This is a genomic window from Nocardia sp. NPDC057227 (genome assembly GCF_042669725.1).
In the GTDB taxonomy this organism is placed as follows: Bacteria; Actinomycetota; Actinomycetes; order Mycobacteriales; family Mycobacteriaceae; genus Nocardia; species Nocardia asteroides_A.
The window spans coordinates 189,273-215,456 of record NZ_JBHUXA010000007.1 but is presented as its reverse complement, the minus strand read 5'-3'; the positions used below and the strand labels follow the sequence as shown (position 1 = coordinate 215,456).

19 protein-coding genes are annotated in these 26,184 nt (G+C 73.0%); 9 read left to right on the top strand and 10 right to left on the bottom strand.

What is annotated here, in order from left to right; translation table 11 throughout:
- The first annotated feature begins 10 nt into the window (after positions 1-10).
- The 8 genes from ACFUJ1_RS12970 (at position 11) to ACFUJ1_RS12935 (ending at position 17,009) form a co-directional block, all read left to right on the top strand.
- A complete protein-coding gene (locus ACFUJ1_RS12970) occupies positions 11-1,726 on the top strand; it encodes a fatty acyl-AMP ligase (RefSeq protein WP_378645270.1) in 1,716 nt (571 codons plus the stop codon).
- 131 nt (positions 1,727-1,857) lie between these two features.
- A complete protein-coding gene (locus ACFUJ1_RS12965; RefSeq protein WP_378645269.1) occupies positions 1,858-2,802 on the top strand; it encodes a LysR family transcriptional regulator in 945 nt (314 codons plus the stop codon).
- 75 nt (positions 2,803-2,877) lie between these two features.
- Positions 2,878-4,554 carry an AMP-dependent synthetase/ligase gene (locus ACFUJ1_RS12960; RefSeq protein WP_378645267.1) on the top strand — a complete coding sequence of 559 codons (1,677 nt, stop codon included), beginning with the start codon at positions 2,878-2,880 and terminating at the stop codon, positions 4,552-4,554.
- A gap of 25 nt (positions 4,555-4,579) precedes the next feature.
- Positions 4,580-5,842, top strand: coding sequence for an NAD(P)/FAD-dependent oxidoreductase (locus ACFUJ1_RS12955; protein ID WP_378645265.1), 1,263 nt, complete (start codon positions 4,580-4,582; stop codon positions 5,840-5,842).
- Entirely contained in the window at positions 5,839-6,441 is a 603-nt protein-coding gene (locus tag ACFUJ1_RS12950) for an SGNH/GDSL hydrolase family protein (RefSeq protein ID WP_378645264.1), read from the top strand. The genes ACFUJ1_RS12955 and ACFUJ1_RS12950 overlap by 4 nt, the downstream gene beginning before the upstream one ends.
- Before the next feature lie 28 nt (positions 6,442-6,469).
- Positions 6,470-13,348, top strand: coding sequence for a beta-ketoacyl synthase N-terminal-like domain-containing protein (locus tag ACFUJ1_RS12945; protein ID WP_378645262.1), 6,879 nt, complete (start codon positions 6,470-6,472; stop codon positions 13,346-13,348).
- Entirely contained in the window at positions 13,345-15,450 is a 2,106-nt protein-coding gene (locus tag ACFUJ1_RS12940; protein WP_378645261.1) for a beta-ketoacyl synthase, read from the top strand. The genes ACFUJ1_RS12945 and ACFUJ1_RS12940 overlap by 4 nt, the downstream gene beginning before the upstream one ends.
- Positions 15,447-17,009, top strand: coding sequence for a PfaD family polyunsaturated fatty acid/polyketide biosynthesis protein (locus ACFUJ1_RS12935; RefSeq protein ID WP_378645259.1), 1,563 nt, complete (start codon positions 15,447-15,449; stop codon positions 17,007-17,009). The genes ACFUJ1_RS12940 and ACFUJ1_RS12935 overlap by 4 nt, the downstream gene beginning before the upstream one ends.
- A gap of 1 nt (position 17,010) precedes the next feature.
- Here ACFUJ1_RS12935 and ACFUJ1_RS12930 read toward each other — a convergent pair whose 3' ends face one another.
- Both ACFUJ1_RS12930 and ACFUJ1_RS12925 read right to left on the bottom strand, forming a co-directional pair.
- Positions 17,011-17,472 carry a VOC family protein gene (locus ACFUJ1_RS12930; protein ID WP_378645257.1) on the bottom strand — a complete coding sequence of 154 codons (462 nt, stop codon included), beginning with the start codon at positions 17,470-17,472 and terminating at the stop codon, positions 17,011-17,013.
- A complete protein-coding gene (locus tag ACFUJ1_RS12925) occupies positions 17,469-18,041 on the bottom strand; it encodes a DinB family protein (RefSeq protein WP_378645256.1) in 573 nt (190 codons plus the stop codon). The genes ACFUJ1_RS12930 and ACFUJ1_RS12925 overlap by 4 nt, the downstream gene beginning before the upstream one ends.
- 61 nt (positions 18,042-18,102) lie before the next feature.
- Between ACFUJ1_RS12925 and ACFUJ1_RS12920 the strand changes: the two genes are divergently transcribed.
- A complete protein-coding gene (locus ACFUJ1_RS12920; RefSeq protein ID WP_378645255.1) occupies positions 18,103-19,062 on the top strand; it encodes a helix-turn-helix transcriptional regulator in 960 nt (319 codons plus the stop codon).
- Here the strand turns inward: ACFUJ1_RS12920 and ACFUJ1_RS12915 are convergent.
- The 8 genes from ACFUJ1_RS12915 to ACFUJ1_RS12880 all read right to left on the bottom strand — a co-directional run bounded on the left by ACFUJ1_RS12915 (position 19,059) and on the right by ACFUJ1_RS12880 (position 26,174).
- Entirely contained in the window at positions 19,059-19,478 is a 420-nt protein-coding gene (locus ACFUJ1_RS12915) for a pyridoxamine 5'-phosphate oxidase family protein (RefSeq protein ID WP_378645253.1), read from the bottom strand. The two genes, ACFUJ1_RS12920 and ACFUJ1_RS12915, sit on opposite strands and share 4 nt — an antisense overlap.
- Positions 19,479-19,497: 19 nt before the next feature.
- Positions 19,498-20,310, bottom strand: coding sequence for a carbohydrate ABC transporter permease (locus ACFUJ1_RS12910; RefSeq protein WP_233017175.1), 813 nt, complete (start codon positions 20,308-20,310; stop codon positions 19,498-19,500).
- Positions 20,300-21,322, bottom strand: coding sequence for a carbohydrate ABC transporter permease (locus ACFUJ1_RS12905; RefSeq protein WP_378645252.1), 1,023 nt, complete (start codon positions 21,320-21,322; stop codon positions 20,300-20,302). The genes ACFUJ1_RS12910 and ACFUJ1_RS12905 overlap by 11 nt, the downstream gene beginning before the upstream one ends.
- A gap of 2 nt (positions 21,323-21,324) precedes the next feature.
- A complete protein-coding gene (locus tag ACFUJ1_RS12900; RefSeq protein WP_378645250.1) occupies positions 21,325-22,164 on the bottom strand; it encodes a metallophosphoesterase in 840 nt (279 codons plus the stop codon).
- A 75-nt stretch (positions 22,165-22,239) separates the two neighbouring features.
- The gene (locus ACFUJ1_RS12895; protein ID WP_378645248.1) at positions 22,240-23,610 is read right to left on the bottom strand and encodes an ABC transporter substrate-binding protein; all 1,371 of its coding nucleotides are present in this window, start codon (positions 23,608-23,610) and stop codon (positions 22,240-22,242) included.
- Positions 23,611-23,650: 40 nt separating this feature from the next.
- A complete protein-coding gene (locus ACFUJ1_RS12890; RefSeq protein ID WP_378645350.1) occupies positions 23,651-24,778 on the bottom strand; it encodes an ABC transporter ATP-binding protein in 1,128 nt (375 codons plus the stop codon).
- Complete coding sequence (locus tag ACFUJ1_RS12885) at positions 24,778-25,653, bottom strand: alpha/beta fold hydrolase (RefSeq protein WP_378645247.1); 876 nt, start codon at positions 25,651-25,653, stop codon at positions 24,778-24,780. The genes ACFUJ1_RS12890 and ACFUJ1_RS12885 overlap by 1 nt, the downstream gene beginning before the upstream one ends.
- The gene (locus tag ACFUJ1_RS12880; protein WP_378645245.1) at positions 25,650-26,174 is read right to left on the bottom strand and encodes a YiiD C-terminal domain-containing protein; all 525 of its coding nucleotides are present in this window, start codon (positions 26,172-26,174) and stop codon (positions 25,650-25,652) included. Before ACFUJ1_RS12880 ends, ACFUJ1_RS12885 begins: the two co-directional genes overlap by 4 nt.
- Between the last annotated feature and the right edge of the window lie 10 nt (positions 26,175-26,184).

Sequence of the window (26,184 nt, the reverse complement as noted above, 5' to 3'; positions counted from 1 at the left end):
GAGAAACACCGTGCTGCTGCCGGACGTCCTGCGCGAGCGTGCCCGCACCGCACCGGCGGCCACCGCCTACGTCTTCCTGGACGAGCACGGCGCGGAGACCGCCGCGCTCACCTACGCCTGGCTCGACCTGCGCGCCCGCGCGATCGCGGCCCGGCTGGCCGCGGTGACCCGTCCGGGCGACCGCGCGCTGCTGGTCTTCCCGTCCGGGCTCGATTTCGTCGCCGCCTTCTTCGCCTGCCTGTACGCCGGGGTGATCGCGGTGCCGGTGATCCCGCCGCGCCGCGGCCGGGCGCACCCCGCCACGCACGGCATCGTCGCCGACTGCGACCCCGCCGTCCTGCTGACCGTGGGCGCGCTGGAGGCCGACCTGCCGGTCCCGCAGCGGATCGCGGTGGACGAGGTGCCTGCCGACGGCCCTGCCATCGACCCGAAGCCATGCGCCCCGGACGACCCGGCGTTCCTGCAGTACACCTCCGGCTCCACCGGCGCGCCGAGGGGCGTGGTGGTGACGCACCGCAACCTCGGCGCCAACCAGGAGATGATCCGCGCCGCGTTCGGCCACGACGAGCACTCCACCTTCGTCGGCTGGGCCCCGCTCTACCACGACCAGGGGCTGATCGGGAACCTGCTGCAACCCCTGTACCTGGGCGCGCCCTGCGTCTTGATGGCGCCACTCACCTTCATCCGCCGCCCGCTGCTCTGGCTCACCGCTGTTTCCCGCTACCGCGCGCACACCAGCGGCGGCCCCAACTTCGCCTTCGACGCCTGCGTGCGGCACGCCGAGCGGTCCGGCGTCCCGGCGGGACTCGACCTGAGCAGCTGGCGGGTCGCCTTCAACGGCGCCGAGCCCATCCGCGCCGAGACCCTGCGCCGCTTCGCCGCGACCTTCGCCCCGCACGGCTTCGACCCGGGCGCGCTCTACCCCTGCTACGGCCTCGCCGAGGCGACGCTGCTGGTCAGCGGCAGTGTTCCGGGCCGGGGCGCGCGGGAACTGCGCGCCGATATCGCGGCGCTCGGCGCGGGCACGCTGCGCGCGGCGGCGCCGGGGGAGCCCGCGCGGCCGCTGGTCGGCTCCGGGCGGCCCGCGCCCGGCGTCGACATCCGGATCGTGGACCCGGAGTCGGGGGAGCCGTGCCCGCCGGGGCGGATCGGCGAGATCCGGCTCGCGGGAGCGAACATCGCGGCGGGCTACTGGCGCGACCCGGACGGCACCGCGGCGGTCTTCGGCGATCGGCGTGGTGCCGGAGCAGGCGAGCGGGTCGACGCCGCGGCCGGCCTGCGCACCGGCGATCTCGGGCAGTTCGTCGACGGCGAGCTGTACGTCACCGGCCGACGCAAGGACCTGATCATCGTGCGCGGCCGCAACCACTACCCGCACGACCTGGAGCACACCGCGCAGGCCGCGCATCCGGCGGCGCGTGCGGGCGGCACCGCCGCCTTCGCCGCAGGCGCCGACGACCACCCGGTCCTGGTGCAGGAGATCGAGCGCGGCACCGAGGCGGCGGAGGCCGAGATCGCGGGCGCCATCCGCTCCGCCCTGCTGCGCGACCACGACCTTGCCCTCGCCGAGCTGGTGCTGACCGTGCCGGGCGCCCTCCCCAAAACGAGCAGCGGCAAGATCAGGCGCGGCGCCGCGCGGGCGCACCACCTCGGTGCCGGCTTCGAGCGGTGGGGTGCCCCGCCGGTCGAACCGGGCCGCCGGATGAACCCTGGGCCAATTCACTAGCACGTCCGCCGAGGCTTCGTCGTGAGTTAACCCCCGCGCCATGAGCCCGGCTCCCGTACGGCCGGGCAGGTTCATCTGCGGTTACCTCGCGCCGCTAGCGTTTTTCCTACGCGGAAGAAGGGGCCGGCGTCATGGAGATCCGTCATCTGGTTTCATTCATCACGATCGCCGAAGAACTGCATTTCGGTCGCGCAGCGCAGCGCTTGCATCTGACCCAGCCGAGTCTCAGCGCCCAGCTGCAGAAGCTGGAGAAATCGCTGGGGGTCCAGCTGGTCGCCCGGAACTCGCACGAGGTCAAGCTGACCCCGGCCGGGCGGGAGTTCGAGGCACAGGCCCGATTGGTGGTGGCCCAGCTGGACCGGGCCGCCGAGGCGGCCAAGGCCACCGCCGCCGGCCGCTCCGGGCGGCTCGACGTGGGGTACAACCTCCCGGCCAGCCGGCACGTCCTCCCGGAGGCACTGGCCAGGATGACCGACCAGCACCCGGACATCGAGGTCTCGCTCTGGGAGAAGCGCACCGGCCCGCAGCTGCAGGCGCTGGCCGACGGTGCGCTCGACATCGGCATGGTCTACGGCCACCCCACCTCGCCGGAGTTCAGGTACCGGCGGCTGCTGCACCGGGTGCCGCTGGTGGCGGTGGTCGGCCGCAGGCACCGCTGGGCCGAGCGCCCCGGCGTTCCCTTCGCCGAGCTGGCCGGGCAGGACTGCGTGCTCTTCGCCAGGGAGCAGTGTCCGGCCATGTACGACTCGATCTTCCGGGCCGCCGCGCAGAACGAGATCTCGCTCGCGGTCACGCACACCGCCGACGATCCCGGCGCCACCGCGCACATGGTGTCGGTGCGCCCGCTGGTCGGCTTCGCCTCGCTGCCACGCGCCATCTCGATGGGCATGGGCGGGCCGGGCAACGGCTCGGTGGCGGTGAAACTCTTCGACCCGGTTCCCACTCTGGATTTGTACGCGGTGTGGCGGGCGAACGAATCGAAACCGGCCGTGGAGATGTTCCTGGATTGCCTGGATTTCCCCGATCCGGTGCACATCGAGAGTGCCGCCGCCGTTCCGACCCGCGCGGTTGGATAGGCGATGACATTCGCGCGGTAGGAACAGCTGCCGCGGCCGGATATCGGTTCGTGATCCCCCGGAGAATTCTGTGGTGTGAACACAATTTCGGTGGCCGAGAACGGTTTCGACATAGCGGATACCGAGGGTTTGCACTCGGTGGTCGCGGGTGCCGCGCTGCGGCATCCGGAGCGGCTCGCACTGGGCGGCGCGGACGGCACCCGGCTCACGAGCGCCGAGCTCGACCGCCGGGTGCGGGCGCTCGCCTCGGCGCTGCTGAGCCGCGGGGTGGCGCCGGGTGACCGGGTCGCGATCCTCGGCCGCACCACGGTGGAGTGGGCGCTGCTCGACTTCGCGGCGCTGGCGATCGGCGCGGTGGTCGTCACCGTCTACCCGACCTCCTCGCAGGCCCAGATCGAGCACATCCTCGCCGACAGCGGCAGCGCGCACTTCGCCGCCGAGTCCGACACCGACGCCGAGCGGCTGCGCGCCGCGGGCGCCGACCGGGTGTGGCTCTTCGCCGAGGTGCGGGAGTGGTCGACCGGCGCCGCGGCGCCGGGGCTGGACCGGGTGCTCGGCGCGGTGCGCGCCGCCGACCCGGCCATGATCGTCTACACCAGCGGCACCACCGGCGTCGCCAAGGGCTGCGTCATCACGCACCGCAACATGTTCGTCTCCGCCGCGAACACCGTGCGCCGCACCGGGGCCATGTTCGAGGGCGGCACCACCGTGCTCGCCCTCCCGCTGGCCCACGTCTTCGGCCAGACCATGCTCTTCGCCTGCGTCTTCGGCGGCGGTAGCACGCACCTGCTTCCCGCCATCCCGGAGCTGGTCCCCGCGCTGCCGGTGCTGCGCCCGACCTTCCTGCCGATGATCCCGTACGGCCTGGAGAAGATCCGCAAGTTCTGCCGCACCCTGCTCGCCGACGGCGAGGAGGAGGCCGCCGTCGAGCGCGGCATCGAGCTGCTGCGGGCCGGGGAGATCCCGGAGCCCGGCGAGCACGCGGTGTCCGCCGCGCTCGGCGGCAGGCTGCGCGCGGTGATCTCCGGCGGCGCCTCGCTGGACGAGTCCACCCAGGGTTTCTACGCCGGGTTCGGGGTGCAGCTGCTGAACTGCTACGGCCTCACCGAGGCCGCCACCGCGGTCACCGTGAACGCGCCGGAGAGCAATCGCTTCGGCACCGTCGGGCGGCCCATCCCGGCCACCGAGGTCGGCATCGCCCCCGACGGCGAGGTGCTGGTCCGCGGCCCGCACGTCTCGCCCGGGTACTGGGGCGCGGCGGCCGGGCAGCCGATGGCCGACGCCGATGGCTGGCTGCGCACCGGCGACCTCGGCGAGCTGGATGCCGACGGCTACCTCACCATCACCGGCCGCCGCAAGGAGATCCTGGTGACCTCCGGCGGCAAGAACGTCGCGCCGACCCCGCTGGAGGACCGGGTGCGGCTGCACCCGCTGGTCAGCAACTGCATGGTGGTCGGCGACGGCCGCGACTTCGTCACCGCGCTGGTCACGCTCGACCCGGACCAGCTCGCCCGCCGCCGCACCGCCGACCCCGCGCTCGATCCCGACGCCGAGATCGAATCCGCGGTGGCCGAGGCGAATTCCCTCGTCTCCCGCGCGGAATCCATCCGCGCATTCCGGATCGTGGACGGCGATTTCACCGTCGAGGAAGGGCTGCTCACTTCCTCCCGGAAACTTCGCCGGGCCGCGATCGAAAAGGCGTACGCGGCCGATATCGCCGCCCTCTACGCACCGCGCACCGTCGCGCGCTAGCCCCTTTTCATTCACCGATCGGAAAGTGAAGCGAAATATGTACGACGTCATCGTTGTCGGTACCCGGGTGGCCGGTTCGCCGCTGGCCATGCTCCTCGCCCGCCAGGGTCACCGCGTCCTCGCCGTCGACCGGGCCACCTTTCCCAGCGACACCCCGTCGACCCATTACATCCACCAGGCCGGCTCCGGCTTCCTGAAGTCGTGGGGGCTGCTCGACCGGGTCATCGCGACCGGGGTCCCGGCCATCCGGCACCTGAACTTCTCCTACACCGACATCGACATCGCCGGGTTCGCCCGGACCGCGCCGGACGGTGTCGATGCGGTGTACTGCCCGCGCCGCACCGCGCTGGACACCGTCCTGGTCGAGGCGGCGGGCGAGGCGGGCGCCGAGCTGATCCAGGGCTTCACCGTGAGCGGGCTGGTCTTCGACGGCGACCGGGTGGTCGGCATCCGCGGCAGCGAGGCGGGCGGCACCGAGCAGGAGTTCCGGGCCAAACTCGTGGTCGGCGCGGACGGCGCCAACTCCACCGTCGCCAAGGCGGTCGGCGCCGAGACCTACGAGGGCTCCGCCGCCGCCTGCTTCATCTACTACTCGTACTACGACGGCGTCGACTGGGGCATGCAGCACCGCACCGGCTTCGGCGAGCAGCAGTTCGCCGGCTGGCCGACCAACGACGACCAGACCCTGGTCGCGGTGATGCGCAAGCGCGACCGGTTCCGCGAGTTCCGCCAGGACCCCGACGCCGGCGTGCAGGAGGTCGTGAGCCAGGTCGACCCCGAGCTCGGCGAGCTGCTGCGCGACAAGGGCACGCGGGCCGAGCCGTTCCGCCCGATGCTCTACCCGGATAACTACCGCAGGAAGTCCCACGGCCCCGGCTGGGCGCTGGTCGGCGACGCCGGCTACCACAAGGACCCCTTCACCGGCTGGGGCATCACCGACGCCTTCAAGTACGCCCAGCTGCTCTCGGAGAAGGTCCACCAGGGGCTCTCCGGCGAGCGGCCGCTGGACGAGGCGCTCGCCGAGTACCAGGTCGAGCGGGACGCGCAGAGCGCGAGCACGTACGAGCTGACGCTGAGCATCTCGGAGCTGAGCCTGACCCCGTACTACGACTCGGTGTTCCGCGCGACCAGCATGGACGACGAGTACATCAAGAACTTCTTCGGGCTGATCGCGGGCATCTACCCGCCGGAGAAGTACTTCGGCGAGGAGGAGCTGGCCGCGCTCTACGAGAAGGTGAACTTCCCGCTGGAGGCGCGGCACGTGAGCAAGAGCGGGGTGACCGCGTGAGCGCCGCCCTTGTCGCGCTCGGCGACAGCTTCGTGGAGGGGCGCGGCGACGACGCGCCCGGCGGCGGGTACCGGGGCTGGGTGCCCCGGCTCGGCGGCCAGCTCGGGCTGCGCCCGGCCACGGTCCGCAACCTCGGTGCGCACGGCGCCACCACCGGCGCCGTGGTCGAGCACCAGCTGCCGCGGGCGTTCGCGGCCCGCGCCGGGCTCTACGGCGTGGTCTGCGGGGTGAACGACCTGGTCAGCGATTTCCACCCGGTCCGGTTCGAGCGCAACCTGCGAACCATGTTCAGCACGCTGCGGGCGAGCGGCGCCACCGTGGTCACCGCGAACTACCCGGACATCCCGGCCCGGCTCCCGGTGCCGACCGGCATGCGCACACTGCTGCGCGAGCGCTTCGCCTTCGCCAACGCGGTGCTCGGCGAGGTCACCGGCGACACCGGCGCGCTGCTGCTCGACCTGGCGGGCGACCCGGCCTGGGAGCGGCCCGAGATGTGGACCGCCGACGGGCTGCACCCGGCCCCGCTCGGCCACCACACCTTCGCCGTCGCCGCCGCGGGCGCCATCGCCGCCCGCACCGCGACCACCGTCGCCGCCTGACCACCCGCCCGGTCCGAGAGGAACTTCCGTGACGGACGAACGACGCCTAGCGCGCACCCCGATCGCCATCGTCGGCATGTCGGGGCTGCTGCCGCAGGCACGCAACCACCGCGAGTACTGGCAGAACATCATCGACGGCGTCGACTGCACCACCGAGGTGCCCGCGTCGCGCTGGAACCTGGACGACTACCACGACGCCGACCCGGAGGCCCCGGACAAGACCTACTCCCGGCGCGGCGCCTTCCTGCCCGACGTCGAGTTCGACCCGCTGGAGTTCGGGCTGCCGCCGAACCAGCTCGAGGTGACGAGCACCATGCAGACGCTGAGCCTCGGCGTCGCCCGCGACCTGCTCCTCGACGCGGGTGCCACCGGCTCCGAGTGGTACGACGCGAGCCGCACCGGCGTCGTGCTCGGCACCACCGGCCCGGTGCCGCTCATGCACCCGCTCGCCGCCCGGCTCGCCACCCCGGTGCTGGAGGAGGCCGCGCGCTCGGTCGGGCTCAGCCAGGCCGACGCCGAGGCGGTCTCGGCCAAGTTCGTCGCCGCCTACGCGCCGTGGGAGGCGAACTCCTTCCCCGGGCTGCTCTCCAACATCACCGCGGGCCGGGTCGCGAACCGGCTCGGCCTCGGCGGCATCAACTGCACCGTCGACGCCGCCTGCGCCGCCTCGCTCGCCGCGCTGCGCACCGCCGTCGCGGAGCTGCAGGACGGCCGCGCCGACATGATGATCACCGGCGGCGTCGACACCGAGAACACGATCTTCATCTACCTGTGCTTCTCCAAGGTCGGAGCGCTCTCCAAGTCCGACCGGATCAGCCCGTTCGGCAGTGACGCCGACGGCACCCTGCTCGGCGAGGGCATCACCATGCTCGCGCTGCGCCGGCTCGAAGACGCCCGCCGCGACGGCAACCGGATCTACGCGGTGCTGCGCGGGCTCGGCTCGTCCTCCGACGGCAGGGCCAAGAGCATCTACGCCCCGCGCGCGGGCGGCCAGCGGGTCGCGCTGGACCGCGCCTACGCCGACGCCGAGATCTCGCCCGCCACCGTCGCGCTGATCGAGGCGCACGCCACCGGCACCCCGGTCGGCGACAAGACCGAGCTGACCGCGCTCGAGGAGCTGCTCACCGACGCCACCGACGAGCCCCGGTTCGCCGCGCTCGGCAGCGTCAAGTCGCAGATCGGGCACACCAAGGGCGCCGCGGGCACGGCCAGCCTCATGAAGCTGGCCTTCGCACTGCACCAGAAGGTGTTGCCCGGCACCATCAATGTCACCGCGCCGAACGCGAAGATCGCCGCCGAGAACGCGCCGTACTACGTGAACTCCCGCACCCGGCCGTGGATCCGCGACCCCGAGCGCCCGGTGCGCCGCGCCGCCGCCTCGGCCTTCGGCTTCGGCGGCACCAACTTCCACGTGGTGCTCGAGGAGGCCGACGCCGAGCGGCCCAGCGTGCTGCACCGCACCGCGCGGGCGCACCTCTGGCACGCGGCCGACGTCTCCGGGCTGATCGACGCCGTGCGCAGCACCGCCCCGATCGACGGCGGCGAGATCCCGGAGGGGCACGTGCGCATCGGCTTCGTCTCGCTGGACGACGAGAACGCCGAGCACCTGCGCGGCCTCGCCGTCGACGAGCTGGTCCGCAACCCCGACGCCGCCTCCTGGGAGCACCCGGAGGGCGTGTACTACCGCGCCTCCGCGCTGCCGGACCGGAAGGTGGCCGCGCTCTTCGCCGGCCAGGGCAGCCAGTACGTCGACATGGGCGCGGACGCCGCCATCGCGCAGCCCGCCGTCGGTGCCGCCTTCGACGCCGCCAACGAGGCGTTCGCCGGTGCGCCGCAGCGGCTCTCGTCCGTGGTGTTCCCGCCACCCGCCTTCGACGAGGCGACCGCGGCCGCGCAGGAGCGGGCACTGCGCCGCACCGAGTTCGCGCAGCCCGCCATCGGCGCGCTCGCCGCCGGGCAGTTCGCGGCGCTGCGCGAACGCGGGTTCCGCGCCGACGGGTACCTCGGGCACAGCTTCGGCGAGCTCACCGCGCTCTGGGCTTCGGGTGCGCTGCGTGGTTCCGACTTCCATGCGCTGGCAAGGGCACGCGGCGTGGCGATGACGCCGCGCGATGGCGTCGAGGCGGGGACGATGGTCGCGCTGAACGCGACCGTCGAGGTGGCGCGGGAGATCGTGGACGCCATCGACGACGTCTGGATCTGCAACCACAACGCCCCCGACCAAGTGGTGATCGGCGGTGGCCCCGATGCCGTCGCCGCCGCCGTCGCGGTCTGCGGTGAGCGCGGGGTCGCCACCCGCGCGCTTCCCGTCTCCGGGGCGTTCCACACCCCGTACGTGGCGCACGCGGTCGACGCCTTCGCCGCCGCGCTCGCCGAGGTGGAGATCGGGGCGCCGGACGCGCCGGTGTACGCCAACAGCGCCGGGGCGCGGTACGGCGGTGACGCCGCCACCAACCGGGCGGTGCTCACCGGGCAGCTCGGGCAGCCGGTCGAGTTCGTTGCCGCGCTCACCGCGCTGCGCGAGTCGGGGTGCACGGTCTTCGTCGAGTTCGGGCCGAAGCAGGTGCTGACCTCGCTGGTGCGGCGCACCCTCGGCGACGACGTGATCGCCATCGCCACCGACTCCGGGCCGATCGGCAACAGTGACCTGTCCCTGACCCGCGCCGCCCTCCGGCTCGCCGTGCTCGGCTTCGGGTTGTCCGGGCTCGATCGGCACGCGGCGCCGGTGCTCGAGCCGCACACACCGAGCCGGCCCATGACGGTGACCATTTCGGCGCCCGAGTACGTGCCGGAGACGCGGAAGGCGGCGTACGCCGCCGCGCTGTCGGACGGGTATCGGGTCGAGCTCGACGGTGCCGCGCCGAACGGAAACGGTTCTGGTGGCGTTAGTTCCGCCGTGGTGAACGGCAACGGTGCCGGTACCGCGACGGTGGGAACCGGCAATGGTGCCGGTGCCGCTCTCGCCGCGAACGGTTCCGATGCCGGTGACGTTTCCGGTGCTGCCGGGAACGGTGCCGGTCGTGCCGTGGACGGTCCGGGTGCCGGGCCTGCCGCCGGGATCGATGCCGCCGCGAACGGCGCCGCGACCGAGCCCGGCAGCGCCGCCGGGAGCGGGCACGGTGTGCCCGCCCGCACCTCCACCTCGGCCCCCGCGCCGCGCACCACCACCGCCGTGGCAACGGCAGCCGCACCGACCCCGGTCCCGGCGCCGCCCAGGTACGCCCCCGACCCGACGGAGACCTCCGTGTACTCGACCCCGCAGGACGGCGCCCTGGAAAGCGCGCTGACCCAGCACCTCCGATCCCACCACCAGTTCCTCGACGGCCAGCTCGACATGGCCCGCGCCCTGGTCGGCGCGCTCGACACCGGCGTGCTGACCGAGTCGACGGTCCGTGCCATCGAAGCGGTGAAGGACCACGGTGTCGCCATCGCCGCCAGCCACACCCGCGCCTCCGACGTCCTCGCCCAGCTCGCCGAGCTCGAGGCAGGTTTCGCCCGTCCCGCGGCGGCGGCGCGCCCCGTGCCCGCCTACCGGCCGGCCGCCGTGCCGCAGCACCGTCCCGACGCCCTCGCTCCGCCCCACACCAACGGTGCGCCCGAAGCACTCCTCGCGGCACCCGCCGCCGGTGCCATCACCTCGGTGCCGGCCCCGGCCGATGAACCGGCTGCCGTAGCCACGGCATCCACAGTTGCCCCGGCCCCGGCCCCGGCCCCGGCCCCGGCCCCGGCCCCGGCCCCGGCCTCGGCTCCGGCTCCGGCTCCGGCTCCGGCTCCGGCCTCGGCTCCGGCTCCGGCTCCGGCTCCGGCCTCGGCTCCGGCTCCGGCTCCGGCCTCGGCTCCGGCTCCGGCCCCGGGCTTGAGCTCGGCTCCGGCTGCGGCTCCGGGCCTGGGCTCGGCTTCGGCGGCCCCGGCCGCCGGTTCGCCCGCTGCTCCGGCACCGAACCCGGCCTCGGCCGGAAACTCCGCTGCCGTGGCTACGGCAGCGACACCTGCGCCGGTTCCGGCACCGTCCACCGGCACGTCCAGCAGGGAGGAACTCCTCCAGGCCCTGCGCGAGGTGGTTGCGGAGAAGACCGGCTACCCGGTCGAGATGGTCGACACCGGCATGGACCTGGAGGCCGACCTCGGCGTCGACTCGATCAAGCGGGTCCAGGTGATCGGCGCCCTGCAGGAGCGATTCCCGTCCCTGCCGAATCTCGGCCCGGAGCAGCTGGGCACCCTACGCACCCTCGACCAGATCGCCGAACTCCTCGGCGAAAGCGGCGCCGATGCCCCGGCCACGACCCCGGCGGAGACCCCCGCCGACGCCCCGGTGGAAGCCCCCGCGGGCGACGACGCGGAAACCCTCCGCCAGGCCCTGCGCGAGGTGGTCGCGGAGAAGACCGGCTACCCGGTCGAGATGGTCGACACCGGCATGGACCTGGAAGCGGACCTCGGCGTCGACTCGATCAAGCGGGTCCAGGTCATCGGCGCACTCCAGGAACGCTTCCCGGACCTACCCAACCTCGGCCCGGAACAATTGGGCACCCTGCGCACCCTCGACCAGATCGTGGCCGAGCTGAGCACCGGCGGTGATGTCCACCCAAAAGCTGAGGCCGCGGCGAACCTGCCGCGGCATACCGTCGAACTGGTCACCCTGCCCGCCGCGGATCTCGCCGTCGGCGCCTACCGGGAGCACCCGGTCGCCCTGCTCGTCGATCCAACGGCCAGCGGCGAGACCACCGCACTGACCACCGCGCTCACCGGGCGCGGCTGGTCGGTGCGCACGGTGGCCGAGCTCCCCGACCCGGGGGAGCGGCCCGACCTGTGCCTGATCCTGCTCGGCGCGGGCGCACAGGACATCGAGCACCTGCTGACCCACACCATCCTGGCCGCGGGCCGGGTCACCCCCGCCATGTCGGCGGAGCACGGCCGCGCCACCGTCGCGACCCTGATCCGCCTGGACGGCGGCCTCGGCTTCCGCACCGCCGACGACCCGACCCGCGCCCTGCTCGGCGGCGTCGGCGGCATCCTGAAAACCCTGGCCGCCGAGCGCCCCGACCTGTTCTGCCGTGCCATCGACATCGACCCGGCGGCGACGCCGGAGCGCTGCGCCGAACTGGTGCTCACCGAACTGGACGATGCCGCCCGCGACGTCGTCGAGGTCGGCGTCACCGCCGACGGCACCAGGTCCACCCTGGTCCCCGGTGGTTTCGGCCCGGCCCGCGAGATCACCGAAATCCGCCCGCTCGACCGGCAACCCGACGTCACGCTGACCGCCGACGACCTCCTGGTCGTCTCCGGCGGCGCCCGCGGCGTCACCGCCACCTGCGTCCTGGCACTGGCGGAACGAACTCCGGCCCGATTCGTTCTGCTCGGCCGGACCGAACCGGCGCCCGAGCCGGAGTGGGCGGCAGGCGTCGCCGACGCCGATCTCCAGCAGGCGGCCGTCCGTGCCCTGGCAGGCACCGGTGCGAAACCCCGCGACATCGCCCGCACCTGCTCCGGCATCAGGGGCGCCCGCGAGATCCGGGCGACCCTCACCGCGCTGGACGGCCGCGCCGACTACGTGGCCGTCGATGCCACCGACACCGAAGCCGTCCGCAAGGCGCTCGCCCCCTGGGGCGAGGCGATCACCGGCATCGTGCACGGCGCGGGCGTGCTCGCCGACTCGCGGATCCCGGACAAGACCGCCGAATCCATCGCCCGCGTCCTCGGTCCGAAACTGGCCGGGCTGACGGCACTGCTCGCCGCGGTACCGGAGCCGAAGCACCTCGTTCTGTTCACCTCGGTGGCCGGCCTCTACGGCAATACCGGCCAAGCCGACTACGCCGCCGCCAACGAGGCGCTCTCCCGCTTCGCGGTGGCCTGGCGCCGCGCCCACCCGGACCGGCACGTCACCGCGATCGACTGGGGCGCCTGGGACGGCGGCATGGTGACGCCCGCCCTGCGCGAGCACTTCCACGCACTCGGCGTCGAGCTGCTGCCGCAGGAGACCGGGGCGGCGGCCTTCACCGAGCAGTTCACCGCGGAGCGCGAAGCGGACACCGTCGTCCTGATCGGCCCGGCGGAGTCGCTCGCCGGACCCGCTCCGGTGCCGCTCGCCCCGGTCCGGCTGCGCCGCACCCTGATCGGGCTCACCGACGAGCCGATCATCGACGCGCATCGGGTGGGGGAGCACGTGGTGCTGCCCGCTACCTTCGGGCTCGGCGCCATGGCGCATGCTGCCGAGCGCGCCCTTCCCGGCCGCACCGTGATCGGCGCCAGGGACTTCCAGGTGCTCAAGGGGCTGGTCTTCGACCACCCGGTCGAGGTACTTGAGCTCGAGCTGGAGCCAGGCACCGAAACCGGCGGCGTGCTTCCGGTCCGGGTGACGGTGCGCGACGGCGCGGTCGCGCACTTCAGGGCAACGCTGGAACTGGCCGCCGCTCCGGCGGACGCGCCGGTGCTCGCGGTGCCATCGGGTCCGTCGAGCCCGCTCGACATCTATCGCGAGGCCATCCAGTTCCACGCCCCCGCGCTGCAGGGGCTGCGCCGGGTGGTCGCCGACACCGGGGACACCGTCGTCTTCGAGTGCGCGCTGGACGCGGCCCCGGTCGCGGGCGGCGCCTACGCGAGCAGGCTGCACGATCCGGTCCGCGCGGACCTGATGCTGCAGGGGCCGCCGGTGCTCGGGCACCGGCTGCTCGGCGCGGCCTGCCTGCCGCTCGGCATCGGGCGGGTGGAGTACCACCGGCCGCTGCCGGTCGGCGAGCCGTTCGCGCTCGTCGTCGGCAACGGCCGCGCGGGGCGCTTCGACGCCCGCGTCGACGCCACCGCGGTCGCGGCGGACGGCACTGTACTGCAACGGTTCTCGGACGTCGTGGTGGTCACGACGCCCGATCTGACGGAGAAGTTCCAGACCTCGGTGAGGCGGTGGATGGTATGACGACCCTGGAGTTCGACGGCATCGCGTTCGATCCGGACGCGGTGCACGATGCCGCCGTCCCGGCGGTGCGGGAGCCGGAAGCGGTCCCGGCGCCGCCGGAGCCGGAAGCGGCTTCCGCGGTGCCGACCACGAGCACCCCGAATCCGCTCGCGCAGCTCCGCGCCGGCGTCGCGGACGCGCACCGCGCCGCCCTCGCGGCGCAGTACGCGCTCCAGCGTGCCCTCTGGGAGCGCGCCGGACTCGCAACCCCGACCGCCACCGGGCAGCCCGCCCAACCCGGCACCTCGGCCCAACCCGGCACCTCGGCGCAACCCGGCACCTCGGCGCAACCCGGCACCTCGGCGCAGCCCGGCGCTACGACGCAGCCCGCGGAGGCTGGTATCGCCGCCCTGCCGGCGGACCCGGATGCGGGCAGCGACAGTGCGGAGCCGGTCGGCGACGCCGCGCGGCCCGCCCCGTTCCACGCCCCGGAATGGGCCTTCAAACCCCAGGCCCGCACCACCCGGACCCACCTCGACCGAGCAGCGCTCGACCAGCTCGCCGCCGGCGACATCGCGACCGTCTTCGGCCCGTCCCACCAGCGCCCAGGCATCCGCCCGGCGGCGAAACTCGCCGCCCAGCACCCCCTTGTCCTCACCGAGGTCGACACCCTGGAGCTCTTCGGCGCAGGCGGCCGCGGCCGCCTCACCGCCACCTACGAGGGCGACCCCGGCGCCGCCGCGACCCAGGCAGGCGAGGTCTTCGCCTTCTTCGCCGCGCTGCACCTCGGCACGACCGGCTCCACCCTGGTCTCCTCCGGCCCGGCGGGAGCCCCCGGCCCGCACTCCGGCACCCTGGAGCTCCACGTCACCGAGATCGACCTGGTACCCCGCCCACACCTCACCGCCGAGGTCCACATCGCCGGCGCCGAGCCGCTCTCGGTCGAGGTCACCGCCACCGAACCGACCGGCGCCGAGATCGGCCCCGGCCGAGCCGACGAAACCCTGCTGCTCAGCGAATTCCACATGACCCACCTGGCCCGCGGCGACCAAGCCATCGCCATGGGCAGGGAGTTCGCCGAGTACACCGGCGTCCGCGCCACCCGCCTCCCCACCGGCGGCCTGCTCCTGGTCGACCGCGTCCTCGACTTCGACGGCGAACGGGGGAAGTTGGACTCGGCCTCCTACACCACCGAGTACGACACCCCCGCCGATTCCTGGTACTACGGCGACACCGCCAACGAGTCCATGCCGCACTTCGTCTACATGGAGACCTCACTCCAGGCGGCGCTGCTCATGGGCTACTACGCGGGCCCCACCCGCACCCAGCCGGGCACCACCCTCAGCCTGCGCAACCTCGGCGGCACCGCCACCGTCCTGCGCCGGGTCGACCTGCGGGACAGCACCATCCGCCAGCAATCCCGGCTGCTGACCACCACCATCCTGCCCGGCTCCTCGCTGCAGACCTTCGACTACACCCTGAGCACCGGCGGCGAGCCCTTCTACAAGGGCGAGACCATGTTCGGCTACTTCAGCGACGAGGCACTCGCCAACCAGACCGGCCTCGACGCCGGCCGCCCGGCCCCCACCTGGCTGGCCGAGCACCCGGACGCCGAGCGCAGGACTATCGACGTGGCCGCCCGCCGCGCCGACCCGGCGGCCCGGCTCTGCTCCCGCGACACCCTCGCGCTCATCGACCGCGTCCAGGTGGTCGACGGCGGTGGCAAGTACGACGCGGGCTACCTGCACTCGCTGCGCGAGATCGACCCGGGCGACTGGTACTTCGACCGGCACTTCCACCTGGATCCGGTGATCCCGGGCTCGCTCGGTGTCGAGTCGGTGATCCACGCCGTGCAGGAGTGGATGCTGGACGCCGGCTACGCCGACGGCCTCGCCGACCCGGCCTTCCGGATTCCAGCCGACATCCCCTTCGGCTGGCGCTACCGCGGCCAGTTCCTGCCCACCGACGGCACCGTCGAACTGGAGGCGCACATCAAGGAGATCAGGCACGGCGAGCACGGCGTGATCGCGATCGTCGACGGCTCGCTGTGGAAGCCGGGGCTGCGGATCTACGAACTCACCGATCTGGCGATCGAGCTCGGCGAACGGGAGGTCAGGTCGTGACCACCCTGCACCGGCCGGTCGCCGAGACCCCGACCGAGATCACCGCCCTGCTCCGCGACGTCACCCGCCCGGTGTGGGTGCTGCACCGGGACGGCCGGGTCGGGCTCACCGCCGACCGGGCCGCCACCGCGGGCGCCCAGGTGCTCGCCGCCGTCGGCCCGCTCACCCCGGACCGGCTCGGCGACAGCCGGTTCCGCGCCGCGCACGGGGTGCGCGGCGCCTACATGGCGGGCGCCATGGCCAATGGCATCGCCGCACCTGCGCTGGTCGCGGCGCTGGCCGGGGCCGGGTACCTCGGTACCTACGGCGCGGCAGGCGTCACCCCGGACCGGGTGGACGCCGCGCTGGCCGGGCTGCGCGCCGAACTCGGCGAGCTGCCCTACGCCTGCAATCTGATCCACAGCCCGTCCGAGCCCGCGCTGGAGCGGGCCATCGTCGACGCCTGCCTGCGGCACGGCGTGCGCTGCGTGGAGGCATCGGCCTTCATGGGCCTCACCGCCGAGGTGGTGCGGTACCGCGCGGCCGGGCTGAGCACCGATCGGGAGGGCCGGATTGTCGTCGGCCACCGGTTGATCGCGAAGGTGTCCCGGGTCGAGGTCGCCGAGCACTTCCTGCGCCCCGCCCCCGCCGCCCTGCTGAACCGGCTGGTCGAGTCCGGCGACATCACCGCCGAGCAGGCCGGGCTCGCCGAGCGGGTGCCGATGGCCGACGACATCACCGCGGAGGCGGATTCCGGCGGCCACACCGACCGCCGCCCGCTGGTCGTCCTGCTGCCGGAGATCATCGCGGCGCGCGACCGGCTCGCCCGCACGGTCCCCGGCGCCGCCGAGGTCCGCGTCGGCGCGGCGGGCGGCATCGGCACCCCGGCCGCCGCCGCGGCCGCCTTCGCGCTCGGCGCCGCCTACATCGTCACCGGCTCGGTGAACCAGGCGACGGTGGAGGCCGCGCAGTGCGCCGCCACCAAGCAGCTGCTGGCAGGAGCGCAGTTCGCGGACTGCGTCATGGCGCCATCGGCCGACATGTTCGAACTCGGCGTCCAGGTGCAGGTGCTGCGCCGCGGCACCATGTTCGCCGGCCGCGCGCAGAAGCTCTACGACACCTACCGCGCCTACGACGGCCTCGATGCGCTCCCCGCCGAACTCCGCGCCGACCTCGAGCGGACGCTCTTCAAGCGCCCGGTCGAGCAGGTGTGGGACGAGTGCGTGCGCTTCTTCACCGAGCGCGACCCGGCCCAGCTGGCCGGCGCCGCGGAGCACCCGAAACGCCGGATGGCCCTGGTCTTCCGCTGGTACCTGGGCCTCTCCTCGGGCTGGAGCATCCGCGGCGACACCGACCGCGTCGCCGACTACCAGGTGTGGTGCGGCCCCGCCATGGGCGCCTTCAACACCTGGGCGGCAGGCACCCACCTGGCGGCGTTGCCGAATCGGCAGGCCGCCGAGATCGCCGACCAGCTGCTGCTCGGCGCGGCGTATCTGACCAGGGTCGCGCAGTTGCGCACCGCGGGAGTCCGGCTGCCCGCCGGCTGCGCCGACTTCGTCCCCATCCCGCTGCCGGCGTGAGTCAGTCCAGACAGAACTCGTTGCCCTCCGGATCGGCCATGACGATGAAGCCGTTGCTCATCGGCGGTGCCGGTTCGGAGCGGCGCAGCCGGGTGGCGCCGAGCGCGACGAGCCGGTCGCCCTCGGCCTCCAGCGCCGCCATCCGCTCGGCACCGGTCAGCCCCGGCGCGGCGCGCACATCCAGGTGCACGCGATTCTTGGCGACCTTGTCCTCCGGCACCTGTTGGAAGAAGAGCCGGGGGCCGGTGCCGTCCGGATCCTCGGCCGCCGAGTTGCTGTTGCGCTGCCCCTCCGGAACGCCCATCTTCGCGAGGAACGTGTCCCAGGCGTCGAGCGGGTCGGCGCCCGCCTCGAGTTCGACGCCGGGCGGGCCGGGGATGACGTAGCCGAGCGCGTCGCGCCAGAAGAGCGAGAGCCCGCGCGGGTCGTGCGCGTCGAAGGTGATCTGGACGGTCCGGCTCATGCGGTCGCTCCTCGTCGGGTGTGCAGGTAGAGGTCGCGCAGCAGGCAGACCTCGGAGAGATGGTGGATCAGCTCGCGGTGGATGTGCAGGACCAGGTCGGCCATCGGCGCGTCCCCGTGCCCCGGCTCCTTCGGCCCGACGGGGGTGGCGAGCGCGGTCTCGTCCAGCCCGCGCACCCCGGTCAGCCAGGCGTCGAGCTCGGTATCCAGCTGTGCGAGCGCCTCTTTCGCGGATCCCGCGTAGGCCCAGTCCTCGTACGACGCCGCAGGCCCGCCGAAGTGGGTCGCGTTGCGCACGGCCAGCACCCCGACGATCACGTGCCCGAGCCGCCAGGCGATGGTGGTGAAGGGCTCGGGCGATGGGGTCGGGAAGGCGAAGTCGATCAGGTGCTCGCCGGTGCCGAACTGCGGGCCCGACCCGCCGCGCGGCCGGACGTTCCACGGGTCCGGCACCGGTGACCAGGTGTACTCCTCGTCGGTCAGGTCGGCCAGCCGGTCCCGCACCTGATGGTTCCAGTGGAATTCCCACTGCTCGCGCAGCGCGCGGTTCCAGTCGAGTGTCGATGTCATGTCCCCACCCTCACAGCACCTGCGGACAGGATCGGTCCGCTAGTCTCGGGAGACTGTGGGTATGGCGGACGAGGAAGCGCGCGGCACGACCGAGCGGGTACTGACCCTGCTCGGGCTGCTCCAGCAGCGCCGGGTCTGGACCGGGGACGAGCTGGCCGACCGGCTCGGCGTCACCCCGCGCACGGTGCGCCGCGACGTCGAGCGGCTGCGCGTCATCGGCTACCCGGTCCGCGCCGAGCACGGCATCGGCGGCGGCTACCAGCTCGGCCCCGGCCAGGAGCTGCCGCCGCTGCTCTTCGACGACGAGGAGGCGATCGCCACCGCCGTCGCGCTGCTCGCGGGCACCGGCGCCGCGAGCACCGGGGACGCCGCGCTGCGCGCCCTCACCAAGCTCGACCGGGTGCTGCCCACCCGGCTGCGGCACGAGGTGCGCGCGCTCTCCGGCGCGGTCGAGTCCTTCGGCGGCGGCCGCGCATCGGTCGACCCGGAGGTGCTGATGACGCTGGCCCGTGCCTGCCGCGACGAGGTCGAGGCGGGATTCGAGTATCCGTCCAAGGACGGGACCGGCCGCCGCCGCGTCGAGCCGCACCGCCTCGTCGCCTCCGACCGCCGCTGGTACCTGCTCGCCTACGACCTGGACCGCGCCGACTGGCGCACCTTCCGCCTCGACCGCATGGCCGAGGTCACCGCCCGCACCTGGCGCTTCCGCCCCCGCCCCGACGCCCCCGACGCCGCCGCCTTCGTCCAGCGGGGCGTCGCCAGCGGCGCCTACCGCCACCAGGCCCGCTTCCTGGTGCGGGCCCCCGCGGCGACGGTCCGCACCCAGGTCTCCGCCAACGCCGCGATGGTCGTCGAGGTCGACGCCACCACCTGCGAAATCCACAGCGGTGCCGACAACCTCGACGTCGTACTCATGTACGTGGCCACCCTCGGCCACGCCTTCCGCGTCCTCGAACCCCCCGACCTCGCGACCCGCGCCGAGGAGCTGGCGGCCCGCCTCACCGCCGCGGTACAGCCCTAGACGGAGCCAAGGTCCGCCGAGAGCCACTGCTCGGGCCGCATGTACACGGCGACCTGCTCCCCGTGCGACTGCGCGTACTCCAGGTACCCCTCGAGCTTCTCGGCGGGCAGGTACCGCGCCGCCATCTCGCGGACCAGCGCGTCACCGGGCTCGATCCGGGTGACCGGCCCCTCCGCGGTCACGTAGCGAATGGTCGGCTCCAGCACCTGGACCATGAGGCTGAACCGCTGCGCGGCCTTCAGCAACTCGAGCTTCTTCGAGGTGGTGCCGGTGAGCACCCAGAGCTCGCCGCCGGGGGTGTAGTCGTACCAGATCGGCACGTTCAGCGGGGCCCGGCCGGGAGCGCCTGCGACGGCGAGCGCGCCGATGTGCGGCCGGGCGAGGAATTCCTGTCGTTCTTCCAGGGAGAGCGCCATGCGCTCAGCCTACCCACCGCTACTTCAGGCCGGAGCGCACGAAGGCGTTCACGATGTGCCGCTGCAGCAGCAGGTACATGATCAGCACCGGCAGGCAGGCGAGCCCGGCGAGCGCCATCATCGGCCCCCACTGGTCGCCCTCGGTGCCCATGAAGCTGCGCAGCCCGAGCTGCAGCACGCTGTTCGACTGCCGCAGCACGACGGCCGGCCAGAAGTACTCGTTCCAGGCGTTGATGAAGAGCAGGATGCCGAGCGCGGCCAGCGCGGGGCGCAGGTTGGGCACCACGACGGTCCACAGGATGGACCAGGAGGAGCGGCCGTCGATCCGGGCCGCCGCCACCAGCTCCTTGGGGAAGCTCGCCATGTGCTGGCGCAGCAGCAGCACCGCCAGCGCCGAGCAGAGCGTCGGCAGCGCGACCCCGATCAGCGTGTTGATCAGCCCCAGCTGGGTGAGCAGCACGTAGTTCGGCAGCATGGTCACCTGGAACGGCACCAGCCAGGTGCCGACGAACGCCAGGTACAGCACGCGCTGGAACGGGAACGTGTACAGCGCGAAGGCGTACGAGGCGAGCAGCGCCACCAGCAGCTGCCCGGCCGCGGAGAACGCCGCGACGAAGAAGGTGTTGCCGATCAGCCCGAGCACGTCCACCTTGTCGGCGGCGTCGGTGTAGTTGGCGATCGAGAGCGGCCACGGGAACGGCGTCAGCGAGGTGACCTCTTCCGGCCTGCGCAGCGAGGTCGCGAAGAGCCAGTAGATCGGGAACACCGCGATCAGCGCGGTCGCGCCGAGCAGCAGGTGGCTGCCGAGCGCGCGCAGGCGGTCAATCGTCATGGAAGGCAACCTTCTCCGAGATCCAGACCAGGGCTCCGGCGAGCACGCCGAACCCGAGGAAGAGCAGCACTCCGGCGGCGGCGCTGAGCCCGGCGTCGAAGCTGTGGAAGGCGTAGTCCCACAGCAGGTAGTAGATGTTCGTCGTGGCCTGCGACGGCCCGCCCTGGGTCATCGAGTCGATCAGCGGGAAGGTGAGCGCGGGGCTGAGCAGCACGGTGGTGAGCACCATGAACATCAGGGTGGGGGAGAGCAGCGGCAGCGTGATCCAGCGCCGGATCTGGCCGGGGCTCGCGCCGTCGACCTGGGCGGCCTCGTCGTAGTCGCTGCTGATCCCGGCCAGCCCGGCCCAGATCACCAGCACCGCGAAGCCGAGCAGCTGCCAGCCGGTGATCACGATGATCACCGTGTGCGCGGTGTCCACGTCGTAGACCCAGTTGCGGTCGCTGTTCAGCAGTTGCCCGATGATGCCGCCGCCCGGGTGCAGCAGCCAGCGCCACACCGCGGCCGCCGCCACCGGTGCCACCAGGAACGGCGCGAAAATGAAGGCGTGGTAGAGGGTTCGAGCCCGGCCGTGCACCCGCCGCCCGGCCAGCGCGACTAGCAGCGGGAGCAGCACGGTGAAGGGCAGCAGCCCGAGGATCAGCACGCCGGTGCGGCCGAGCGAATCCCAGAAGGCCGGAAGGTCCAGCAGCCGTTCGTAGTTGCCGGTGCCGACCGGCGTCATCGGCTGGGTCGGCAGCAGGTTCCACGAGTAGGTGGAGAGCTCGAACGCCTGCACCAGCGGCCGGTACGTCCACACCACCAGCAGCACCAGCGCGGGCGCCAGGTACAGGTAGGGGACGAGGCTCCGCCCCAGCCGGCGGAGCCGGGCGGAAGCCGGGGCGGTCCCCGCCGCCTTCCCCGGCTCGCCGACGGAAGTGGGGTCGCCGACGGAAGTGGGCTCGTCGACGGAGGCCGACTTGTCGACGGAGGCCGACTTGTCGCGGGCAGCGGGCGCGTCGAGCACGAACATGACTACCGCGCCTCCGCGGCGAGGGCGGCGAGCTGGTCCAGCGTCGCCTGCTCGTCCCGCTCGTAGAGCGCCTCCGCGGGCGTCGCCTCCACCGCGGTCGCCACCAGCGAATCGCCGACGACGTCGATCCGGCTGTACCCGAACGCGGCATACCCGCGCTGCCTGCCGACCGGGGCGAAGGAATCCTGCCGGAACGAGGTCGCCGGGCCGACCCAGACCGGGATCCCGGCCAGCGCCGACGCCGCGGTGAGGTGGCTGTGCCCGCAGACGATCAACCGGACGTCGCTGCCGCGCAGTACCTCGGCCAGCCGCTCCGGCTGCCGCAGCCGCAGCAGCTGCGAGACCGGCAGCGCCGAGGGGATGGGCGGGTGGTGCAGCACGAGCAGCGTGCCGTGCGGGGCCGGTTCGCGCAGCAGTTCGCGCAGCCGGTCCAGCTGCTCGTCGCTCAGCTCGCCGTGGTGCAGCCCGGGAACGCTGCTGTCCAGCAGCACGATCCGCAGCCCGGCGATCTCCGCGACCTGGTCGGTCTCGGCGTCCGCGCTGCCGAGCAGCTCGGCGCCGAAGGCCGCGCGCTCGTCGTGGTTGCCCGGCGTGTAGAGCACGCGCGCGCCGAGCTCGGCGGCGACCGGCTCGACCGCGTCGCGCAGCCGCCGGTACGCCTCCGGCGAGCCGTCGTCGGCGAGGTCGCCGGAGAAGACGATGGCGTCGATGTCGCGGTGCGAGGCGCGCAGCTGGTGCAGCACGTGCGTGAGGTTGGCGAAGGTGTCGACGGTGCCGTGCACGCGTTCGCCGGTGGCGCGGATATGGGTATCGGTGAGCTGGACGATGGTCACCTCGGACATGGAGCCCCCTTGCGGAACCGCGCGCCCCGGGAGGGGACGCGCGGCTCGAATCGTTGGTCGGTTACGGATGGCCGGTCACTGCTGCGGCATCAGCTGGGCGCCCTGGTCACGCGCCGCGCCGAGCGTGGACTTCGGGTCCTTGTTCTGGAAGACGGCGGCCTCGACCGCGTCCATCATGCCGTCGCGGATCTGCAGGTAGTTGTTGCCCGGCATGGAGATCCAGGGCTCCATGCTCGCCAGCTGCGCCACGTTCGGCGCCAGCAGCGGGTTCTTCGCGGCCCAGCCCTGCAGCCCCGCCGGGTCGTTCATCAGCCCGGTGCGCAGCGGCAGGTAGCCGATGCCCTGCGAGATGGTGGTGTACGCACCCTCGCTGGTCAGGAACTTGATCAGCTCCCACGAGGCCCGCTGCTTGGCCGGGTCGTTCGAGAGGATGTGCAGCGACGCACCCGAGTTGGTCGGCACCACCGGCTTGCCCGCGAAGGCGGGCATGGGTGCCGCGCGCAGGTCCCACTTGTCCTTGGCGCCGGAGACGAAGGTGCCCTGCACCGCGCTGGTCTCCAGGATCATGCCGATCTCGCCGCGGCCGAACGCCTCGTACCCCTGCTTCTGCTGCAACCGGGGCATGCTGCCCGACTCGACCAGCCGCTGGCCGAGCGCGGCCACCTCGACCGCCGGGGTGTCGGCGAAGGTGAGGTTGCGCCGGTCCTCGGAGATCACCCGGCCGCCGTTGGAGCGCACCAGCGACTGGAAGCACCAGTCCTTCGCGGTCTTGGTCAGGCAGTCGATGTAGATGCCGCCCTTGCCGGTCTCGGCGATCGCCGCCGCGGCGGTGCCGACCTCGTCCCAGGTGGCAGGCGGCTTCGCCGGGTCCAGCCCGGCCTCGGTGAAGAGCGAGGCGTTGAAGTAGAGCACCGGGGTGGAGAAGACGAACGGCACGCCGTAGGTGTGGCCGTCCCAGTCCGCGAGGGTGCGCGCCCGCGGTGCGTAGGGGTGCTTGCCGCCGTCGAAGTTGGCCGCCACCGCGTCCTTGCCGACCAGCGAGTCGAGCGGCTTCGCGCCCAGCTGGTTGATGGTGAAGTCCAGGTCGCTGAAGCCGAGCTGGGCGACGTCCGGCGGGGTGCCCGCCACCATCTGGTTCTGGATGCTGGAGATCGTGTCGGTGGCCGGGTTCGGGCTGTTGCCCTGCGGCTTCTGCGCCGTCACCTCGATATTCGGGTGCTTGGTGCGGAACTCGCCGAGCAGCTTGTCGAAGGTGTCGGTCCACGCGCCCGCGAGGCCGTAGTTGTAGGACTCGAAGACGATGGAGACCTTCTGGTCCGGAGCGAGCTCCGGGACGAGGGAGGTCTGCGCGTCCCCGTCGGACGCGGTCGGGCCGAGGCCGCCGCACGCGCTGAGCGCGAGGACCGCCGCGAACACCAGGCCCAGTACGGGCACGGTGCGTTTCACTGTGTTCTCCTCATCATCGGAAAAGTGCGAGCCTGACGAATCAGGCGACAGCGACGCGGGCGTCGCGGTCGATCGGGGCGCCGGAGTCCGGTTCGCGCCAGCGCAGCCGCAGCCCGGTGGCGGCGTCGAAGAGGTGGACGTCGGCCGGGTCCGCGTGCACGCCGAGCAGGTCGCCGGTGGCCACCCCGGCGGGGCGCGGAACCCGCACGCCGAGGGTGTGTTCGCCGGTGTCGAGGTGCAGCAGCTCTTCGCTGCCGAGGTTCTCCACCATCGCCACCCGGCCGGTGATCGCGCCCGCGGGGTCGGGCCGCAGCCGTTCCGGGCGGATGCCCGCGGTCACCGCGAGCGGCTCGGTCTCCGCGCCCGCGGCGTGCGGCAGCACGATGTCGACGCCGCCCGCGATCAGGTGCAGCCTGCCGTCGCGCGGCGTGACCGTCGCGGGGAAGAGGTTCATCGGCGGCGCGCCGAGGAACCCGGCGACGAAGGTCGAGTTCGGCCGGTCGTACAGCTCGGCCGGGGTGCCGACCTGCTCCACCCGCCCGTCGTTCAGCAGCGCGATCCGGTCGGCCATGGTCATCGCCTCGACCTGGTCGTGCGTCACGTACAGGAACGTGGTGCGCAGCGTGCGGTGCAGCGTGATCAACTCGGCCCTGGTCGCGGAGCGCAACTTGGCGTCCAGGTTCGACAGCGGCTCGTCCATCAGGAACGCCCCCGGGTCGCGCACCATCGCCCGCGCCAGCGCCACCCGCTGCCGCTGCCCGCCGGAGAGGTTGGCCGGCTTGCGCTCCAGCAGCTCACCGAGCCCGAGCACCGCCGCCACCTCCGCCACCCGCTGCGCGATCGTCGCGCGCGGGGTGCGCCGGGCGCGCAGCGGGAAGCCGATGTTCTTCGCCACCGTGAGGTGCGGGTAGAGCGCGTAGCTCTGGAACACCATGGCCAGGTCCCTGCGCTGCGGCGCCAGGTGCGTGATGTCGCTGTCGTCCAGCAGGATCCGCCCCGAGCTCGGCTCCTCCAGCCCGGCCACCATGCGCAGCAGCGTCGACTTCCCGCAGCCGCTCGGCCCGAGCAGCACCATGAACTCGCCGTCCGCGATGTCGAGCTCGACTTCGCGCACCGCCACCGACGCGCCGAACGTCTTCGACACCTTCTCGATCCGCAACCGTGCCATCACGCGCCCCGCGCCCATGCGGCGATCCGGGCGGCCAGCACCGGCGCATCCTTGACCCAGGTGAAGTGGTCGCGGTTGGCGACGCCGGAGTCCGCGTCCACGTGCCAGCGGGTGACCCGTGCGCTCGGCATCCGGCCGACCAGGAAGTCGACATTGGACTTCGGGCCGAGCACATCCTCGTCCAGCGAGATCACCAGCACCGGCTTGGCCAGCCCGCGCAGCAGCGAGTTGTACCGCCGCGCCGAGCCCTTCGGCCGGTAATAGCTGGTGAGCGAGTGCATCGACCAGTCCCGCATGACCCCGCCCGGCATCGGCGCCGGGATCAGCACCCCGCCCGGCCACTGCCCGGTCCGGCGCGCCACCCAGCCGATGTACTGGATCCGGCTCAGCGCCTCCCACCAGCGCCGCACCCCGAAGGCGTACCAGAAGACGGTGCCGGTGCCGATGATCCCGACCCCCGCCACCCGCTCCGGCTCCGCGCTCGCGAAGAGCAGCGCCAGCTGGCCGCCGAGGCTGTGCCCGAAGAGGAACAGCGGCGCCGTCGGGAAGCGTTCGCCGACCGCGGCGACGATGGCGGGCAGGTCGGTCTCGATCATCTCCCGGTAGCCGAAGTCGCGGTGCGCGCCGAGCGCCGGGGTGGCCTCGCCGTGCGCGCGCAGGTCGGTGGTGGCGACGGAGAGCCCCTCGGCGTGCAGGCTCGCCGCGAGCGCCAGGTAGTGCTTGGCCTTCATGGCCATGGCGGGCAGGATCAGCACCACCGGGGCGTCCGGTTGCGCGGCGGGCAGGAAGCGCACGGTGAAGGTGACGCCGTCGTCGCTCGCCACCGCGGCGGACTCCAGCTCGGTGAATTTCGGCAGCTTGCTCGGGGCGCTCATCGCTCGTTCTCCCCGGGATTGGTGTCGCAGACGTAGTCGAAGCCGAACTCCGCGACCAGCACGTCGGCGTCGTCGAGCAGCGCCGCCGGGATCACGATCTCGAACCGCTCGGCGACAGTGGAGGCGAGCACCCCCGCCACCGCCTCCGGCGGCACCGAGGCGATCGCCCGGATCCGGCCGGTGGCCGGGCGCCGGTAGCGCGCGTTCGCGCCCCGCAGCACCAGCCGCTGCACCCGGTACAGCCTGCTCGCCGCGGCCCCGACGAAGGCGGCCGCGCCGACGATGTCCGCGGCGGTGAAGAGCGCGCCCGCGTGCACGGTGCCCATGTGGTTGGTGGTCGGGCCGTCGGCGGGGATCTCCACCACCGCCCGCTCCGGGCCGATCTCGGTGATCTCGGTGCCGACGTGGGTGCCGAACGGGATCAGGGTGTGCGAGGTCGAGCGCAGGTATTCGTAGTCGACGTGCTCCGGATCGAGCTCCGGGTAGCCCGCCGCGAAGCCGGTGAGTTCACGCGTGGTCATGGTGGTTCCC

Excerpts from the sequence above, each read along its gene's own strand:
- ACFUJ1_RS12965 (WP_378645269.1), top strand. The coding sequence starts at position 1,858 with ATGGAGATCCGTCATCTGGTTTCATTCATCACGATCGCCGAAGAACTG.
- ACFUJ1_RS12940 (WP_378645261.1), top strand. The coding sequence starts at position 13,345 with ATGACGACCCTGGAGTTCGACGGCATCGCGTTCGATCCGGACGCGGTG.
- ACFUJ1_RS12930 (WP_378645257.1), bottom strand. The coding sequence starts at position 17,472 with ATGAGCCGGACCGTCCAGATCACCTTCGACGCGCACGACCCGCGCGGG.
- ACFUJ1_RS12925 (WP_378645256.1), bottom strand. The coding sequence starts at position 18,041 with ATGACATCGACACTCGACTGGAACCGCGCGCTGCGCGAGCAGTGGGAA.
- ACFUJ1_RS12920 (WP_378645255.1), top strand. The coding sequence starts at position 18,103 with ATGGCGGACGAGGAAGCGCGCGGCACGACCGAGCGGGTACTGACCCTG.
- ACFUJ1_RS12915 (WP_378645253.1), bottom strand. The coding sequence starts at position 19,478 with ATGGCGCTCTCCCTGGAAGAACGACAGGAATTCCTCGCCCGGCCGCAC.
- ACFUJ1_RS12910 (WP_233017175.1), bottom strand. The coding sequence starts at position 20,310 with ATGACGATTGACCGCCTGCGCGCGCTCGGCAGCCACCTGCTGCTCGGC.
- ACFUJ1_RS12905 (WP_378645252.1), bottom strand. The coding sequence starts at position 21,322 with ATGTTCGTGCTCGACGCGCCCGCTGCCCGCGACAAGTCGGCCTCCGTC.
- ACFUJ1_RS12900 (WP_378645250.1), bottom strand. The coding sequence starts at position 22,164 with ATGTCCGAGGTGACCATCGTCCAGCTCACCGATACCCATATCCGCGCC.
- ACFUJ1_RS12890 (WP_378645350.1), bottom strand. The coding sequence starts at position 24,778 with ATGGCACGGTTGCGGATCGAGAAGGTGTCGAAGACGTTCGGCGCGTCG.
- ACFUJ1_RS12885 (WP_378645247.1), bottom strand. The coding sequence starts at position 25,653 with ATGAGCGCCCCGAGCAAGCTGCCGAAATTCACCGAGCTGGAGTCCGCC.
- ACFUJ1_RS12880 (WP_378645245.1), bottom strand. The coding sequence starts at position 26,174 with ATGACCACGCGTGAACTCACCGGCTTCGCGGCGGGCTACCCGGAGCTC.